Raw genomic sequence first — 16153 nt, forward strand, 5'->3', positions numbered from 1 at the left:
GAATCACCGATTCCGGTGGGCCAGGCCCGGGTAGTGCAGGACGAAGCCGTCGGGGTCCATGTCGATCTCGGCGCTGAAGCTGCCACTGGCGTACCGGAACCGGCCGCCGCCCAGCGCGGTGTAGACCTGCTCGGCGGGCAACACCGTCAGGCTCGGCACCAGCACCCAGGCCACGCTGATCGGGAAATTGGCGTCAGCGGGCTGATCGGCCAGCCGGAGTCGGCGCACCGGCAAGGTGTTGAACAGCGGCGAGCCGCCCAGATCGACATCCAGGGCATCGGCCAGCCGGTCCGGATCCTCGACCCCGGGCAGCCCGGCCGGGGCATGACCGGTGGCAGCCAGGGCAGCGTCCAGGTCACCCTGCTCGGCGGCGGTCACCCGCCACCGGTCGGTGGCCCGTTCCAGGCGTACGCTTCGCCGCCAGCCCGCTCCCTCGACCTCGACCTCCAGCCGGAGGCTCACCCACTGGGGGTCGGTCAGCAGTTGATAGCGGCAGGTGTACGGGATCGGAGCCGCGGCCACCTGCGTGCCGTGCGCCGCCAGGCCGTGGCTGTCGTCGGCCAGGGCATGTTCGGCCCCGGCGGTGTCGATCCGGGTCCACAGCATCGACTTCGGCACGGTCGGCATGAACCGGACGTTACGCCACCCGGCCCCCGCCCGGCAGCGCCTTGCGCCGAAGGCCTGGTCGTACCCGTAGTGCCCCTCACCCTGGGGTCAGGATCGCGCTCGATACGGGGATCGAGTGGTCAAGGCAGGGCCTCAGACCACTCGATCCCTGATCAAGCGCGGTTTTCTGTCCCCGGCAGGGGACCCAGGTCAGTGGGTAAGCGCCCGGGGGCGCCCGCCCGACCCACGCCAGTCCTCGCGCGGCCGGTCCTGGGGGCCCCGAGCGTCCGAGCGGGGCCGGTCGCCGTATCGGCGTTCGCCACGACCTTGACCGCCGAAGCCGCGCTCGCTGCGGCTCGGGTCGCGGTAGCCGCGCTCACCCCGGCTGTCGGTCCCGGGGCGGCTGTCGCCCTGGCTGTCGGTCCGGCTTTCTGCCCCGTAGCCGCGCTCGCCCCGGCTGTCGGTCCCGTAACGGCGCTCGCCCCGGCTGTCGGCTCCGTAGCCGCGCTCACCTCGGCTGTCGGCTCCGTAGCGGCTGTCGCTCCGGCTGTCGGTGCCGTAGCGGCCGGTGCCGCGGGTGTCGTCGCCGTAGCGGCGCTCGGTGGGCCGGTCACGGTAGCGGCGCTCGGCGGTGGGTCCGTCGCCGAAGCGGCGCTGGCCACCCGGCCGGCTGCTCCGACGCGGGCCCTCCGGCTCCTCGCGTACGGGCACCCCACTCGGCTCCCGTGCGCCGATCAGCTCGGTCAGCGCCGGGTCGCCGGCGCGTACCCGGGTCTCCGCCGGCTGCACCCCGGCCTTCTCCATCATCGCCAGGGTGGTGCGTCGCTGCTTGGGCAGCACCAGAGTGGCCACCGCGCCGGTCTCCCCGGCGCGGGCGGTGCGGCCGGCCCGGTGCAGGTAGTCCTTGGGGTCCTTCGGCGGGTCGACGTGCAGCACCAGGGAGACCCCGTCGACGTGGATGCCCCGGGCCGCCACGTCCGTGGCGACCAGCACGGTGGTCCGTCCCTCACGGAACTCGGCCAGGGTGCGGGTACGCATCCGCTGGGTCTTGCCGCCGTGCAGCCCGCCGGCCCGGACGCCGACCGCCGCGAGTTGGCTGACGAGTCGGTCCACACCGAGCTGGGTGCGGGCGAAGACGATGGTCCGGCCGGCCCGCGCCGCGATCGACGCGGTCACCGGGAACTTGTCGCTCGGCGGAATCAGCAGCATGTGGTGATCCATGGTGGACACCGTGGCGGTGGCCGGGGCGGTCGAGTGGGTGACCGGGTCCGTCATGAAGCGCCGCACCAGCGAGTCCACGTCATTGTCCAGAGTGGCGGAGAAGAGCAGCCGCTGGGCGCGCGCCGGAGTCTTGGACAGCAGTTCGGTGACATCGGGCAGGAAGCCCATGTCGGCCATCTGGTCCGCCTCGTCGAGCACGGTGATCTCGACATCGTCGAGCTGGCAGACACCACGGTCGATCAGGTCGCCGAGCCGACCGGGGGTGGCCACCACGACCTCCACGCCGCGCCGCAGGGCGTCGATCTGGCGGTCGTAGGGCACCCCGCCGACGGCGGTCTTGACGAACACGCCGAGCGCGCGGCCCAGCGGCAGCAGGGCGTCGCTGACCTGCATGGCCAATTCCCGGGTGGGCACCAGGACGAGGGCCCGGGGGCGCAACGGCCGGGCTCGCGGCCCATCGCCGATCCGGGCCAGCAGCGGCAGCCCGAAGGCGAGGGTCTTGCCGGAGCCGGTCTGCCCCCGACCGAGCACGTCCCGCCCGGCGAGGGCGTCGGGCACGGTGGCGCACTGGATCTCGAACGGATGGGTGATGCCCTGTCGGGCGAGCGTCCGGACCAGCGGCTCGGGTAGGCCCAGGGCCTCGAAGCTGATCGCCTCGGCGGAGGCGGCGGGCGAGACGGTGCCGATGTCGGTCGGCTGCGCGGCCGGGTCGGCGTCGGGGGCGGACAGAGGCGTGCCGGAGACAGCAGAGGTGGTCAAGAAATGCCTTTCGAGCGGGGCGCACGTTTGCGATGTCCCGCTGCGGCACTACGCCGTCGGATCTTCAGCAAGAACGCCCAGGGGCGCGCACGGTGGCGCGCACGGTCAGTGATCACCTACAAGTGTACGGCGGCGGACGCACCGACACTCGGGTAGGCATGAGGTAGTGGGCGGATTCACCCGTCGATCCACCGACCGTCGTCACTCCAGCAGGCTGCTGAGGGCATTGTTCGCCACCAGTACGACCAGCACACTGATCGCCACGAGCAGGACCAGGGCGACCGCCATCACGATCAGCACCCGGGTGGTGCTGCTGGAGCGTTCGGTGGCGGTGTCCGCCCAGCCCTGAGCCAGGATGTGCCCGGTCAGCGAGCCCGAGTTCTCCGCCTCTCCGGCCGGGAAGGCGACCGTGGCGGAACTCGTACCGCCGGTGTAATAGGAGCTCAGATCACCGCCACCGGTAAGCGGCGTGGCCGGCGCGACACCGGCCCCCGGGGAGTTGGCTTCCGGCGTGGGAGCCGGTGGGGTGGTACCGGCTGCGGCTGACGATCCGGCGGCTGCCAGCAGACCCGGGCGGGTCGACTGGCGGGGTGCGGCTCCGGACGAACCGGGGGCAGGCTCGTCCCGGCGCCCGGTGGCACCGACCGGTGGTGGCCAGGTCGGCAGGGCGGGGGCCGGTACGACCGGCGGGGCCCCGGCGGGTTCGGTGCCGGTGATACCTCCGGCCCGGTTCGTCGTCACCGGTGCCGTGCCCGGTGCCGTGCCGAACACCCGCCCGGCGGGCGGCGCAGCGGGTCTGGAGGCCGGGGCCATGCCGGTGGCGGGTGGGGGCGGGAAAGGCGGGGCGGGCATCGGGCCCGGCGGAGGCGGTGGTGCCGGCATCGGTGGGCCCGGCATCGGGGTCGGCGGACCCGGCAACGGCGGGGATGGCCTGGGCGCGGGCGGCGGCGCGGGCACCGGCCCCGGCGGATAGGGCACAGGTGGGCCCGGTGCCGGCGGTGCAGGTGCAGGCGCCGGGGGTGCCGGTATGGGTGGTGCCGGTACGGGTGCGGGTGGTGCCGGCGGTCGTGGCGCGGGTTCCGGTTCCGGCGTCGGAGGCGTCGGCGGTTGGGCCGGTTCCGGCGGCTGCGCGGGCTCCGGCGGCTCGGGGCTGACCGGAGTCGACCGGTACACCCCGGCGGCCCTGCTGCCGGCCCCGGCGGCCTGCGCCTCGTCGACGCTCACCCGGCTCATTCCCGGCACCCGTACGCTGGCGCGCACCGACCCCCCTGATCCGGCCGACCCGGTCGCGGCCGGTGCGGCTGTCAGGGCTGTTTCCCTGCCGTCCGACCCGGTCGGCCCGGCGGACCCGGTCGATCCGGCGGACCCGGTCGGCCCGGCGGACCCGGTCGATCCGGCGGACCCGGTCGGCCCGGCGGACCCGGTCGGCCCGGCTGGCCCGTGCGACCCGGTGGGCCCCTGCGGTCCGGTCGGGCGGGGAACACCCGCTCGTCCCACGGCAGGCTGGCTGGCCGGGGTGGCCGAACCGATCGCGGCCTTCGGCGTGCCCGGGACGGGCTCGGTGCGCAGGGCGGGAGTCGATCCAGGGTCGGCCGTCGCCGGAACCTCGTGCTCGGTCATCCTCGCCTCCGCGCCACGCTTGCACCCGGATCCTCAACGCGACCGGGCGTGCCCTGAGTGACACCGTGCCACATTCCGGCGGTACGGCACAGCCGGAGTGCCCACAGTGTTCCGAGTGCGGCCGTATGGTGCCGGCCGGGTGGTCTGTTCAGTCAGGCGCGGCTCGACCGCCCTCAGCGGCCACCGGCCGCCGAGGGGGTGGTGGCCGCCGAGGGGGTGGCCGAAGCGCTCTCCCGGGGTGCGAGGCTGCTCGCCGCCGTGGTCGGGCTGTTGTCGCTCTCGTCGTTCTCGGGCGGAGCCGTCGCAGTCCGGGTCGGGCTCGGCGTCGTGGTGCCCGGTGGGGTGACCGACGGCGGCGGGGTCTCCGAGGGGGTGGGTGCCGGGGTCGGCGAGGGCGTCGTCGGCGTTGGCGTCGGCTTCGGAGTGGTCGGGTCAGGCTTCGGGGTGGTGGGGTTCGGCGCCGGGGTGGTCGGGTCCGGCTTCGGGGGAGTCGGAGTCGGCTTCGGAGGGGTCGGAGTCGGCTTCGGGGCCGGCGGGGTGGGGGTGACCGCCGGAGCGGGCACCGCGCCGACCACCCGGGTAGCGGCGTACAGGCGGGACCAGCGCACCGTGGAGATCTTCACCACGTCACCGCTGGTCGGTGCGTGGATCATCTTGCCGTTGCCGACGTACATCCCCATGTGGTGGATGGTTCGCCAACTGCTGCCGCTGGCGAAGAAGACCAGGTCGCCGGGGAGCAGGGCGGACCGGGAGACCGTCCGGGACCTGGTCGCGTAGTACTGGTCCCGGGCGACCCGGGGCAGCTTGTAGTAGCCCGCCGACCGGTACGCCGACCAGACCAGCCCGGAGCAGTCGAAGGAGTTCGGACCGGTGGCCCCCCAGACGTACGGGTCACCCAGTTGCCGCCGCGCGTACGCCAGGGCCGCCAGGGCGGTGGGGTGCGCGACCAGCCCGTCCGCGGACTGGGTGGGGTAGTCGGCACCCAGTTGCTGCTCGGCGCGTTCCTGCTGGCGGGCCAGCTCGACCAGCTGGGTGGCGTTCTGCTCGCGCAGCTTGACCAGCTTGGCCTCTTCGTCGCGCAGCGCCTTCTGGGTGGCGGTGTGCTGGTCCCGGACCCCGTTCAGTCGGGACTCGGCCGCGGTGTGTGCCTGGGTGGCCACCCTTTCGTCGGCCTGGGCGCGGGCCAGCTCACCGGCTGCCGGGGCGGTGTCGTGCTCCGCCCGTTCGCCGAGGTTGGCGCGCCGGAGCAGGTCCAGATCGAGCAGGTCGGCGGCGAAGTCGGCGGGCGGCAGGGCCGCGTGCAGCTTGATCGCCTGGGCGGCGGCCTGGTCGGCGCGCTGCTGGGCCTGTTGCAGCGCGGCCGTGGCGAACTCCAGATCACGCGCGGCCGTGGCCAGTTGGGTCTCGGCCTCGGTGAGCTGCTGTTGCAGGTCCAGGAGTTGGGTGCCCAGCTCGCCGATCCGAGCCTCGGCGGCGTTGATCTGTTGCTCGAGGGCGCTGCCGCCGGGCGAGATGGTCGTGGGAATCACACCGGGGGTGGTGGTCGCCGGGGCACCGCCGGGCAGGTGCAGCGGGCCGGTGAGCACCGGACGGGAACCGGTGTCGGGCACGGTCACCGGTACCCCTGGCTCGGCGTACGCCGGTGCCGAGAGGACCGCGGTGGCGACGGCGCTGAGCAGCGCGGACCAGAGCATTGGCCGGAGCACCGGCGAGACCACCGGATGTCGTCGCTGCCGTCGTCGCCCGTGCTCGCTGCCGACCATTGTGCTCCTCGTCCGGTGGTGCTGCTCCGCGTCGTGGTGGGAACGCGGTGGGGCGGGGACGGTACCAGGGTGTGTCGTCCCCCACCCTGTCTTACCTCACCGGCACCACAGTGTCGATGTCTGGACGGGTCACAGAAGGCTGAGAGTCCGGTTTGCCGGGGATGGTCCGGCGGAGGGCACTGTGAGCTGCCCCGGTGTCCGACGTAGGCTCTGAGATCGTGGCCAGGCACGGTCGCGACCGCAGTGGGAGGGACGGGCTTTCGATGGACGCCGGACTCAAGCGTGAGCTCGAAGCGAAGGTGTACGCGGGGGAGCGGCTGACCCGGGAGGACGGCATCGCCCTCTACGCCAGCGACGATCTGACCTGGCTGGGCCGGCTGGCCCACCACAAGCGCACCGAACTCAACGGTGACCGGGTCATGTTCAATGTCAACCGGCACCTCAACCTGACCAACGTGTGCAGCGCGAGCTGCGCGTACTGCTCGTTCCAGCGCAAGCCGGGCGAGAAGGACGCGTACACGATGCGCATCGACGAGGCGGTCCGCAAGGCCAAGGAGATGGAGGACGAGCAGCTCACCGAGTTGCACATCGTCAACGGCCTGCACCCGACCCTGCCCTGGCGCTACTACCCCAAGGTGCTGCGTGAGCTGAAGGCGGCGCTGCCGAAGGTCAACCTCAAGGCCTTCACCGCCACCGAGGTGCAGTGGTTCGAGAAGATCAGCGGCCTCAGCGCCGACGAGATCCTGGACGAGCTGATGGACGCCGGCCTGGAGTCGCTGACCGGCGGTGGCGCGGAGATCTTCGACTGGGAGATCCGGCAGCACATCGTCGACCACGCCTGCCACTGGGAGGACTGGTCCCGGATTCACCGGCTGGCCCACAGCAAGGGCATGAAGACCCCCTCGACGATGCTCTACGGCCACATCGAGGAGCCTCGGCACCGGGTCGACCACGTGCTGCGGCTGCGCGAGTTGCAGGACGAGACCGGGGGCTTCCAGGTCTTCATCCCGCTGCGCTACCAGCACGACTTCGTGGACTCGGCGGACGGCAAGATCCGTAACCGGATCCAGGCCCGTACCACGATGGCCTCACCGGCCGAGTCGCTGAAGACCTTCGCGGTCTCCCGGCTGCTGTTCGACAACGTCCCCCACGTCAAGTGCTTCTGGGTGATGCACGGGCTCTCGGTGGCCCAGCTGTCGCTCAACTTCGGGGTGGACGACCTGGACGGCTCCGTCGTGGAATACAAGATCACCCACGACGCGGACTCGTACGGCACGCCGAACACCATGCACCGCGACGACCTGCTGCACCTGATCTGGGACGCCGGCTTCCGCCCGATGGAGCGCAACACCCGCTACGAGGTGGTGCGCGAGTACGACCCCGCGCCGAGCCTGGCGCAGCGTCGCGCCGAGCCGCAGCAGGTCTGGGCCTAAGGACCTCAGCCCTCGGACGCGCTGGCCGCCGTGGTGCTGGCCAGCGCGAAGAGGGCCGAGCGGCCTCGCGTACCCTCGTCCGGGAGATGAGCGAGCAACAGAACAGCTTTCCGCGGCGCGACGCCGAGGGACGCATTCAGACCCTGGGTGACCTGCTCGGCGTGGCGCTGGCCGGTGCGGTCATCGGGATGCTGGTGCTGGTGCTCTTCGACGCAGCCTTCGCCTGGTTCGGTGCCGGTGACTTCGGCCAGGCCAACGGCTGGCTAGCGGTGATCCTGCCCGCCTGGCTGTTCTGGGAGGACTTCCGGGCTTGGGAGTTCGGTGCCCCCCGGGTGGTGGCCGCGCTGGTGGCCGTCGCGGTGGCGGTGGTGTCCGGGCTGCTGGTGGCCGGGATCGCGACCGGTCTGCCGCCGCTGGCCTCCGGTGGGTTGGCCGCAGCGACCTTCACAGTGGTGTACGCGCTGGTCTGGTTCCCGGGCGTGCGCTGGCTGGTCAACCGGACGAGCTGACCTCGGGTACCCGGACCGGGCGCACCGCCCGGTCGGGAACACACATGGCGACGTGAACGAGCGGAGTGGATCAACGTGAGTGCGGCGGTCAAGTACACACTCGGCCGGGTCGGCCTGTTCGCGGCCGTGGTGGCGGCCCTCTGGCCGGTCAACATCGACATCTTCCTGAAGCTGATCGTGGCGTTGCTGTTCTCCGCCGCCCTGTCGTTCTTCCTGCTCAAGGGCTGGCGGGACGAGATGGCCGAGGAGATGGCCGTCGCCGCCGAGCGGCGCCGTACGGAGAAGGAGCAGTTGCGCTCCGCCCTGGCCGGCGACGACAAGGCCGACACCGACGGCGATGCCCCCTCCGCCGAGCAGCCGGGCGGCTCCGATTCCCGGCCCGGCCCCTCAGCCTGAGCCGGGCGCCCGACTCCCTCGCCGCTACATGCTGCCGACGTAGGGATCAGGTTGGGATGGAGTAAACAGCGAGCGATATTGATATGACCATGTGACCGGTGGTGGGCTGGCCGCTACCGAGCGGGAAAACCCCGCGCCTCCAGGAGGTTGTCCATGGCCTTCCGATCCATCCCTGTCCGCCGGGCACTGGCGCTGATCATGGCTGCTGGTCTCGGGCTACTCGCCCTCTCCGCACCACCGGTCTCCGCCCGCCCCGCACCGGATCGGGACGAGCAGCCGGCTGCCGCCCCCTACCGGGTGCTGGGTCCGAGGACGGTGGCCGACCGCACCGCGGTCGCCCGTACCGGCGCCTCGATCGACTACTCCGAACACGGGGTGCTGCACATCTCGGCCACCCGCGCGGAGGCCGCCGCCATCACCCGGCTCGGCTTCCAGTTGGAGCCGATCGCCGCGGCGCCGACCGACCGGGGTCACGACCACGGGGACATCGGCGTCACGGCCTTCCCGCCGGCCGACGCGAACTACCACGACTACGCCGAGATGGTCGCCGTGGTCAACAAGGTCGTCGCGGACCACCCGGCGATCGCCCGCAAGATCAGCATCGGCACCTCGTACGAGGGCCGGGACCTGGTGGCGATCAAGATCTCCGACAATGTCGCCACGGACGAGAACGAGCCGGAGATCCTGTTCAACTCACAGCAGCACGCCCGTGAGCACCTGACCGTCGAGATGGCCATCTACCTGATGAACCTCTTCACGGACAGCTACGGATCGGACTCCCGGATCACCAACCTGGTCAACAACCGGGAGATCTGGATCGTGCCGTCGGTCAACCCGGACGGCAGCGAGTACGACATCGCCACCGGCTCCTACCGGTCGTGGCGCAAGAACCGCCAACCCAACAGCGGATCGTCGAACGTCGGCACGGACCTCAACCGCAACTGGAGCTACAACTGGGGCTGCTGCGGCGGTTCCTCCGGCTCGACCTCCTCGGAAACCTACCGGGGCCCCTCGGCCTTCTCCGCCCCGGAGACCCAGGCCCTGCGCAACTTCGTCAACAGCCGGGTGGTCGGTGGAGTCCAGCAGATCAAGGCCAACATCGACTTCCACACCTACTCCGAGCTGGTGCTCTGGCCGTACGGCTACACCTACAACGACACCGCCACCGGGATGAACGCCGACCAGTACAACACCTTCGCCACCATCGGTCGGCAGATGGCCGCGACCAACAACTTCACCCCGCAGCAGTCCAGTGACCTGTACATCACCGACGGCAGCAGCATCGACTGGATGTGGGCGGTGCACGGCATCTGGGCGTACACCTTCGAGCTGTACCCGCGCTCGGCCTCCGGCGGCGGCTTCTACCCGCCCGACGAGGTGATCCCGCAGCAGACCTCGCGTAACCGTGAGGCGGTGCTCCTCCTCGCCGAGTACGCCGACTGCCCGTACCGGGCGATCAACAAGCAGGCCCAGTACTGCGGCGGTGGCAGCGGCGGTACGACGGTCTGGTCGGACACCTTCGAGACCAACACCGGCTGGACGATCAACCCCAACGGTACGGACACCGCGACCTCGGGCCAGTGGGAGCGGGGTGCCGCCCAGGCCACCAACTCCAGCGGCGCCAAGCAGCTGACCCCGTACGCCGGCAGCAACGACCTGGTGACCGGCCGGCTGGCCGGTTCCGGTGCGGGTGACTACGACCTGGACGGCGGCGTGACCAGCGCCCGCTCCCCGGCGATCTCCCTGCCGTCCAGCGGCACCCTGACCCTGTCGTTGGCCTGGTACCTGGCCCACGGCTCGAACTCCTCCTCGGCCGACTACTTCCGGGTCAGCGTGGTGCACAACGGCGGCACCACTACCCTGCTCAGCCAGGCCGGGGCGGCCAGCAACCGCAACGGTGCCTGGACCACCTCCAACCTCAACCTCACCCCGTACGCAGGTCAGTCGATCCGGATTCTGGTGGAGGCTGCGGACGCCTCCACGGCCAGCCTGGTCGAGGCGGCTGTGGACAACGTCACCATCACCGCCTCCTGATCCGACGGGGCCCCGGCACCCCCCCCTCGCACGGGGCCCCGTCTCCAGGAACCGGTCATTGACGACGAACATGGATCGGCCCGGTGCTGCCAGCGCCGGGCCGATCGGCGTGGTCACCCCGGTGCGGCGGGGTGCCGGCGGGGTGTGCGCTACGGTTCTACCGACCCGCCACAGCGAAGCCGGTGTGAAACCGGCGCTGTCCCGCAACTGTGATGCCCCCTTCGGTGGGGGACGAGCCAGGTCGCCTGTGGCGCGGGTCGCGAACCGCGCTCTCGAGGAAGGGCGCCTCGCCCACGGGTGCCCTCGGCTCCCTGTCGGCGAAGCACCGATCTCCTCGACCGACAGGAGGACCGATGTCCAGACGTACCCCCCGGCTGCTCGCCGCCACCCTGGCGCTGGCCGCGCTGACCCTCGGTGCCTGCGCCGAGAAGACCACCGAGACCCCGGCCGCCGGTGGCAGCCCGACCAGCGGTGCCTTTCCGGTCACCGTAGGGACGCTGACCCTGGAGCAGCGCCCTGAGAAGATCGTCTCGCTGGCGCCGACGGCCACGGAGATGCTCTTCGCAGTCGGTGCCGGCCCGCAGGTCGTCGCCGTCGACGACCAGTCCAACTACCCGCCCGAGGCGCCGAAGTCGGACCTGTCCGGCTACCAGCCCAACGCCGAGGCGATCGCCGCCAAGAACCCCGACCTGGTGGTGATCAGCGACGACCGCAACAAGATCGTCGACCAGTTGGCCGTCCTGAAGATCCCGGTCTACCAGACCCCGGCGGCGCAGACCATCGACGACACGTACCGGCAGCTCACCGAGCTCGGCACTCTCACCGGCAACGCCGACACCGGGGCGGAGCTGGTGCGACGGATGAAGGACGACATCGAAAAACTCGTCGCCCAGGTGCCGGACCGGATCCAGGCGCCCACCTACTTCCACGAGCTGGGGCCGGAGCTGTACACCGCCACCAGCAAGACCTTCATCGGCTCGATCTACGCCCTGGCCGGTCTGGAGAACATCGCCGACCCCTCCGACGCCGACGGCAAGAGCGGCGGGTACCCGCAGCTCTCCCAGGAGGTGATCGTGGCGGCCAACCCGGACTTCGTCTTCCTCTCCGACGTCACCTGCTGCCAGCAGAGTGCCGCGACGGTCAAGGCGCGCAGCGGCTGGGCCGACATCAACGCCGTACGCAACGACCAGATCGTGGAACTCGACGACGACATCGCCTCCCGCTGGGGCCCGCGGGTGGTGGACCTGCTCCGCACCATCGTGGACGCCACCACCAAGGCCGCCGAGTGACGAACGGCCGGCGTTGACAAAGGCCCTTCCCATGCGCCGGACGTCAAGCAGGGGCCCTTCCATCCAAGCCGGATCCCGGCCGGCGGGCCTGCGGAAACGCTGGCTCGCCGCCGGTATCGGCGCGGTGCTGGTCGCCCTGTTGGCCGGGGTCTCCCTCGGCCCGGTCAGCCTGCCCCCGGGCAGCGTCGCCCTCGAACTGCTCAACCTGCTGCCCGGGGTGCAGTTCGACAGTGGACTGACCGAGCGGGAAGTCGCCATCATCACCGAGCTGCGGCTGCCCCGGGTGGTGCTGGGGCTGCTGGTCGGCGGGCTGCTGGCCCTGGCCGGCGGGGCCTACCAGGGGGTGTTCCGCAACCCGTTGGCCGACCCGTACCTGCTCGGGGTGGCCGCGGGGGCCGGGCTGGCGGTCACCCTGGTGCTGACCGTCGGTGGGGTCGGTGCGGGCGGGGCGCTGAGCGGGCTGCCGGTGACCATCCCCCTGGCCGCCTTCGTCGGCTCGCTCGGTGCGGTGATGATGACCTATCTGCTCGGTGCGGCCGGCGGGCGCAGCCGCTCCCCGGCCGTGCTGATCCTGGCCGGGGTGGCCGTCTCCGCGTTCCTGTCCGCCGGGCAGACCTACCTGCTGCAACGGGACGCGGAGAGCATCCAGTCCGTCTACTCGTGGCTGCTGGGGCGGCTGGCCACCGCGGGTTGGCAGGACGTCCGGCTGGTGCTGCCGTACTTCCTGATCACCAGTGTGATCGTCCTGCTGCACCGGCGGGAACTGGACGTGCTCTCGGTCGGTGACGACGAGGCGGCCAGTCTCGGCCTGCATCCGCAACGGTCGCGGTACCTGCTGATCGCCGCCGCCTCGCTGGGCACCGCCGCCGCGGTCTCCGCCTCCGGTCTGATCGGCTTCGTCGGCATCATCGTGCCGCACACCGTACGGATGCTGGCCGGTTCCAGCTACCGGGTCATCCTTCCGCTGTCCCTGCTGTTCGGCGGGGCCTTCCTGGCCCTGACCGACGTGGTGGCCCGGACCGCCGCCGCGCCGCAGGAGATCCCGATCGGGGTGGTCACCGCCCTGCTCGGCGGGCCGTTCTTCGTCCTCGTGCTGCGTACCGCCCGGAGGGTGCTGACATGACCCCGCCGGACCCGCCTGCCGTCGAGCTGCGTGATCTTCAGGTCAAGCTGGACGGGGTGCCTATCCTCACCGGCGTCGACCTGACCGTGCGTTCGGGCGAGTGGGTGACCGTGATCGGCCCGAACGGGGCCGGCAAGTCCACCCTGCTGCGCGCCGTCGGGGGCCTGCTGCCGGTGCCGCACCCGGTCCGCCTGTTCGGTACCCCCCTGGGGGATCTGCGTCGCCGGGATCGGGCCCGGGTGGTGGCCACGGTGGCCCAGTCCCCGGTCGTACCGCCCGGGATGGCGGTGCTCGACTACGTGCTGCTCGGCCGCAACCCGTACATCCCGCCGTTGGGCCGGGAGTCCGCGACCGACCTGGCGGTCGTGCGGGGGGTGTTGGAGCGGCTGGATCTGGCCGGCTTCCGGGACCGGGAGTTGGCCACCCTCTCCGGCGGGGAACGCCAACGGGTCTTTCTGGCGCGGGCGTTGGCCCAGGGCGCCACCCTGCTGCTGCTCGACGAGCCGACCAGCGCCCTGGACATCGGCCACCAGCAGGAGGTGCTGGAACTCGTCGACCAGTTGCGCCGTACCGAGGGGCTGACCGTGCTGGCCACCATGCACGACCTGTCGATCGCCGGCGAGTACGCCGACCGCATGGTGCTCCTGGCCGACGGCCGGATCGCCGCCACCGGCACCCCCGCCCAGGTCCTGACCGAAGACCTGCTCTCCCACCACTACCGCGCCCACGTCAAGGTCATCCCCGGCCCGCACGGCCCCCTCGTCCTCCCCACCCGCCCCCCTTCCACGCGATCTTGCACTTAGTGTCCCCGCATTAGGTACATAACGTGCATAACGGCGACCGAAAGTGCAAGATCGGCGGAGGTCAGGAGGGCGGGGTCAGGGCGATGAGGGAGAAGAGGGCGCCGTCGGGGTCGCGTAGGGCGGTGACGCGGCCTGCGGGGATGTCGCGGGGTGGGACGAGGATGGTGCCGCCGAGTTCAGCGGCGCGGGCGGCCGTGGCGTCGGCGTCGGCGACCGAGAAGTAGAGGGTCCAGTAGGCGGGGGAGTCGGGGGCGAAGGCCTCGTCGCGCGGGGGCATCATGCCGGCCACCATCCGATCGCCGAGCCGCCACCCGGTGTAGGCGACCTGCCCCATCGGCTCCTCCTCGGGCTGCCACCCGAAGACCAGCTCGTAGAAGACCCGGGCACCCTCGGGATCGGGGGTGACCAGCTCGGTCCAGCACATCGCCCCGGGCACGTCGAAGACCTCGGCCCCGGAGAAGGTCATCGGCTGCCAGACGCTGAAGGCGGCCCCGGCCGGGTCACTGAAGACCGCCATCCGCCCTCGGTCGAAGACCTCGAACGGCGGTACGACCACCTGCCCGCCCGCTCGCTCCACCCGCCCGGTGACCAGGTCGGCGTCGTCCGTGGCGACATAGGTGGACCAGATCGGCACCTGGTCCGGTACGGCCGGTGGCCCCACCCCGGCGACGGCCCGGCCGCCGAGCTGGAAGATCGTGTACCCGCCCGCCTCCGGCGCGGGCTCCACCTGGCCGGTCCACCCGAACAGCTCCGGGTAGAACTCCCGGGCCCGGTCCAGTCCTGGCGTGGCCAGGTCGGCCCAGCACGGTGTGCCCGACGGGACGCTGGCCACGGCCACCCCTCTCCAACCCGCAGTGGCCGCCGCCCGACCACCCCTCCTCGGGCATCGTGGCACCGCCGACGGCGGATCCGGGCCGGAAACCGAGAGAAGGTCAGCTGAACCGGCGACCCTCGTCCCGCCGGTAGGCCCAGCCGGCCAGGGTGGCCAGCAGCACCACCCACACCCCGAGCATGACCAGCGAGAGCAGGTTGACCGAGTAGTCCCCGACCGCCGCCCACATCAGCTCCACCGCACCCCGGGTGGGCAGAAAGGGTGCGATCGCCTCGATGAAGCCGGGCGCCTGGCCCGGTGCGGAGAGCAGGCCACCACCGAAGGCGAGCGGGAAGAAGACCAGCTGCGCCACCACGATCGCCGCCTTGCTGGGCAGCGCGTACCCGATGGTCAACCCCATCAGGGTGAACGGCACCGAGACCACGGCCACGGTCGCCAGGGCCAGCAGAAAGGCCCCCGGAGTGATCCGGGCCTGGGTCAGGGTCGCGGCGATCACCACCACGGGGACCAGGGAGAGGTAGGTGAGGAGCATCCCGGCCAGGATCCGCCCGGCGAAGCGCGGGGCCGACCCGGCCGGCAAAGTCCGGGTGTACGGATTCCAGGGCTGGTCGCGGTCCTCGGCGACACCCACGCCGTACTGGAAGATGTTGGAGCTCATCACCGAGAAGGTGACCATCGCGGCGGTGGCGTAGGTGGCGCCCACCGGATCCTTGCCGGCGAAGGGCACCACGAAGAAGAGCATCGCGGCGGCCGGAAAGAAGGTGCTGCCGAAGATCGCGACCGGGATACGGACGGTCTCCAGCAGTTGGTAACGCGCGTGTACCAGGGCAAGTTGCACGTCGAGATCCCCTCAGGTGGCCACTGGTGCGGCGTCGGTGGCGGTGATGGCCAGGAACGCCTCCTCCAGCGAGGTCGGGCGTACCTCCAGATTCCGGAACTCGACTCCGCTGGCGACCAGGTCCCGCACCAACTGGTCGGCGTCGCCGGTGAGCAGGTGGGTGCGGCCGTCGACGTGCTCGGTGCGTACCACCCCTGGCAGCGGCGGAAGCGTGTCGACGGTCAGGCTCACCCGGCGTACCCCGACCACGGCCCGGACCGCCTCGACGGTGTCGTCGGCGAGCACCCGACCCTGACCGATCACCACCACCCGGCGGGCCAGGGCCTCCACCTCCTCCAGGTAGTGGCTGCTCAGCAGGACGGTGCCACCTTCGGCGTGGAAGGCCCGGATGGCCTCCCAGAGGGTGTGTCGGGCCTCCACGTCCAGCCCGGTCGTCGGCTCGTCGAGCACCACCAACCGAGGGCGGCCGAGAAAGGCCAGCGCCACCGCCAGTCGGCGTTTCTGCCCACCGGAGAGCCCGCCGCACTGCCGCCGAACCAACTCGGCCAGGCCGAACCGGTCGAGCAACTCACCTTGGGGCACCGGGTCCGGGTAGTGGGCGGAGACGAAGTCGACCACCTCGCCGACCCGCAGGGTGCCGGGCAGCCCGGTCTCCTGCGGGGTGACCCCGATCTGCCGCCGGCTGGCCGGGTCACGCGGATCGCCGCCGTTGAGTTCCACCCGACCCGAGGTGGGCTTCCGCAGCCCGACCAGCAGGCTGATCAGGGTGCTCTTGCCGGCACCGTTGGGCCCCAGCAGGCCGACCAGTTCACCCGCCCGTACCTCAAGGTCGACCCGGTCCAGGGCGAGCACCTCGCCGTAGCGGCGGCTGACCTGTTCGGCGCGGGCGAGGATGTCTCTTTCCACGCGCTTGATCATTCTCGGTTC

At 71.5% G+C, this 16153-nt stretch carries 14 protein-coding genes and 1 riboswitch; of the genes, 7 read left to right on the forward strand and 7 right to left on the reverse strand.

Features of this window, described 5'->3' with window-relative positions:
- Positions 1 to 3: 3 nt before the first annotated feature.
- The 4 genes from ACLQ2T_RS16730 to ACLQ2T_RS16745 form a co-directional block, all read right to left on the reverse strand.
- Complete coding sequence (locus ACLQ2T_RS16730; protein WP_425767138.1) at positions 4 to 627, reverse strand: putative glycolipid-binding domain-containing protein; 624 nt, start codon at positions 625 to 627, stop codon at positions 4 to 6.
- Between the two features lie 189 nt (positions 628 to 816).
- The gene (locus ACLQ2T_RS16735; RefSeq protein ID WP_425767139.1) at positions 817 to 2586 is read right to left on the reverse strand and encodes a DEAD/DEAH box helicase; all 1770 of its coding nucleotides are present in this window, start codon (positions 2584 to 2586) and stop codon (positions 817 to 819) included.
- A gap of 201 nt (positions 2587 to 2787) precedes the next feature.
- Entirely contained in the window at positions 2788 to 3438 is a 651-nt protein-coding gene (locus ACLQ2T_RS16740) for a hypothetical protein (protein ID WP_425767141.1), read from the reverse strand.
- A gap of 941 nt (positions 3439 to 4379) precedes the next feature.
- Positions 4380 to 5969, reverse strand: a complete 1590-nt coding sequence (locus ACLQ2T_RS16745; protein ID WP_425767142.1) for a C40 family peptidase — start codon at positions 5967 to 5969, stop codon at positions 4380 to 4382.
- A 263-nt stretch (positions 5970 to 6232) separates the two neighbouring features.
- Here ACLQ2T_RS16745 and mqnE point away from each other — a divergent pair, with 263 nt between their 5' ends.
- From mqnE to ACLQ2T_RS16780, 7 genes are all read left to right on the forward strand, one after another.
- Positions 6233 to 7402, forward strand: a complete 1170-nt coding sequence (gene mqnE, locus ACLQ2T_RS16750; RefSeq protein WP_327023259.1) for an aminofutalosine synthase MqnE — start codon at positions 6233 to 6235, stop codon at positions 7400 to 7402.
- 86 nt (positions 7403 to 7488) lie between these two features.
- On the forward strand, positions 7489 to 7911 hold the full coding sequence (locus ACLQ2T_RS16755) for a hypothetical protein (RefSeq protein WP_425767144.1): 423 nt from the start codon (positions 7489 to 7491) through the stop codon (positions 7909 to 7911).
- A 75-nt stretch (positions 7912 to 7986) separates the two neighbouring features.
- Positions 7987 to 8307 carry a DUF4229 domain-containing protein gene (locus ACLQ2T_RS16760; RefSeq protein ID WP_327023257.1) on the forward strand — a complete coding sequence of 107 codons (321 nt, stop codon included), beginning with the start codon at positions 7987 to 7989 and terminating at the stop codon, positions 8305 to 8307.
- A 153-nt stretch (positions 8308 to 8460) separates the two neighbouring features.
- Positions 8461 to 10341: a M14 family zinc carboxypeptidase gene (locus ACLQ2T_RS16765; protein WP_425767146.1), complete on the forward strand. Its 1881-nt coding sequence runs from the start codon at positions 8461 to 8463 to the stop codon at positions 10339 to 10341.
- Positions 10342 to 10473: 132 nt separating this feature from the next.
- Positions 10474 to 10608: riboswitch (cobalamin riboswitch) on the forward strand.
- 86 nt (positions 10609 to 10694) lie between these two features.
- The gene (locus ACLQ2T_RS16770; protein ID WP_425767148.1) at positions 10695 to 11630 is read left to right on the forward strand and encodes an ABC transporter substrate-binding protein; all 936 of its coding nucleotides are present in this window, start codon (positions 10695 to 10697) and stop codon (positions 11628 to 11630) included.
- A 31-nt stretch (positions 11631 to 11661) separates the two neighbouring features.
- Entirely contained in the window at positions 11662 to 12753 is a 1092-nt protein-coding gene (locus tag ACLQ2T_RS16775; RefSeq protein WP_425767150.1) for a FecCD family ABC transporter permease, read from the forward strand.
- The gene (locus ACLQ2T_RS16780; RefSeq protein WP_425767152.1) at positions 12750 to 13556 is read left to right on the forward strand and encodes an ABC transporter ATP-binding protein; all 807 of its coding nucleotides are present in this window, start codon (positions 12750 to 12752) and stop codon (positions 13554 to 13556) included. The genes ACLQ2T_RS16775 and ACLQ2T_RS16780 overlap by 4 nt, the downstream gene beginning before the upstream one ends.
- Before the next feature lie 61 nt (positions 13557 to 13617).
- Here ACLQ2T_RS16780 and ACLQ2T_RS16785 read toward each other — a convergent pair whose 3' ends face one another.
- From ACLQ2T_RS16785 to ACLQ2T_RS16795, 3 genes are all read right to left on the reverse strand, one after another.
- Positions 13618 to 14388, reverse strand: coding sequence for a VOC family protein (locus tag ACLQ2T_RS16785; protein ID WP_425767153.1), 771 nt, complete (start codon positions 14386 to 14388; stop codon positions 13618 to 13620).
- 100 nt (positions 14389 to 14488) lie between these two features.
- Complete coding sequence (locus ACLQ2T_RS16790; RefSeq protein ID WP_425767155.1) at positions 14489 to 15226, reverse strand: ABC transporter permease; 738 nt, start codon at positions 15224 to 15226, stop codon at positions 14489 to 14491.
- 12 nt (positions 15227 to 15238) lie between these two features.
- Entirely contained in the window at positions 15239 to 16144 is a 906-nt protein-coding gene (locus ACLQ2T_RS16795) for an ABC transporter ATP-binding protein (RefSeq protein WP_425767157.1), read from the reverse strand.
- Positions 16145 to 16153 lie beyond the last annotated feature (9 nt).

This window comes from Micromonospora sp. DT229, from assembly GCF_049844505.1.
Lineage (GTDB): Bacteria > Actinomycetota > Actinomycetes > Mycobacteriales > Micromonosporaceae > Micromonospora.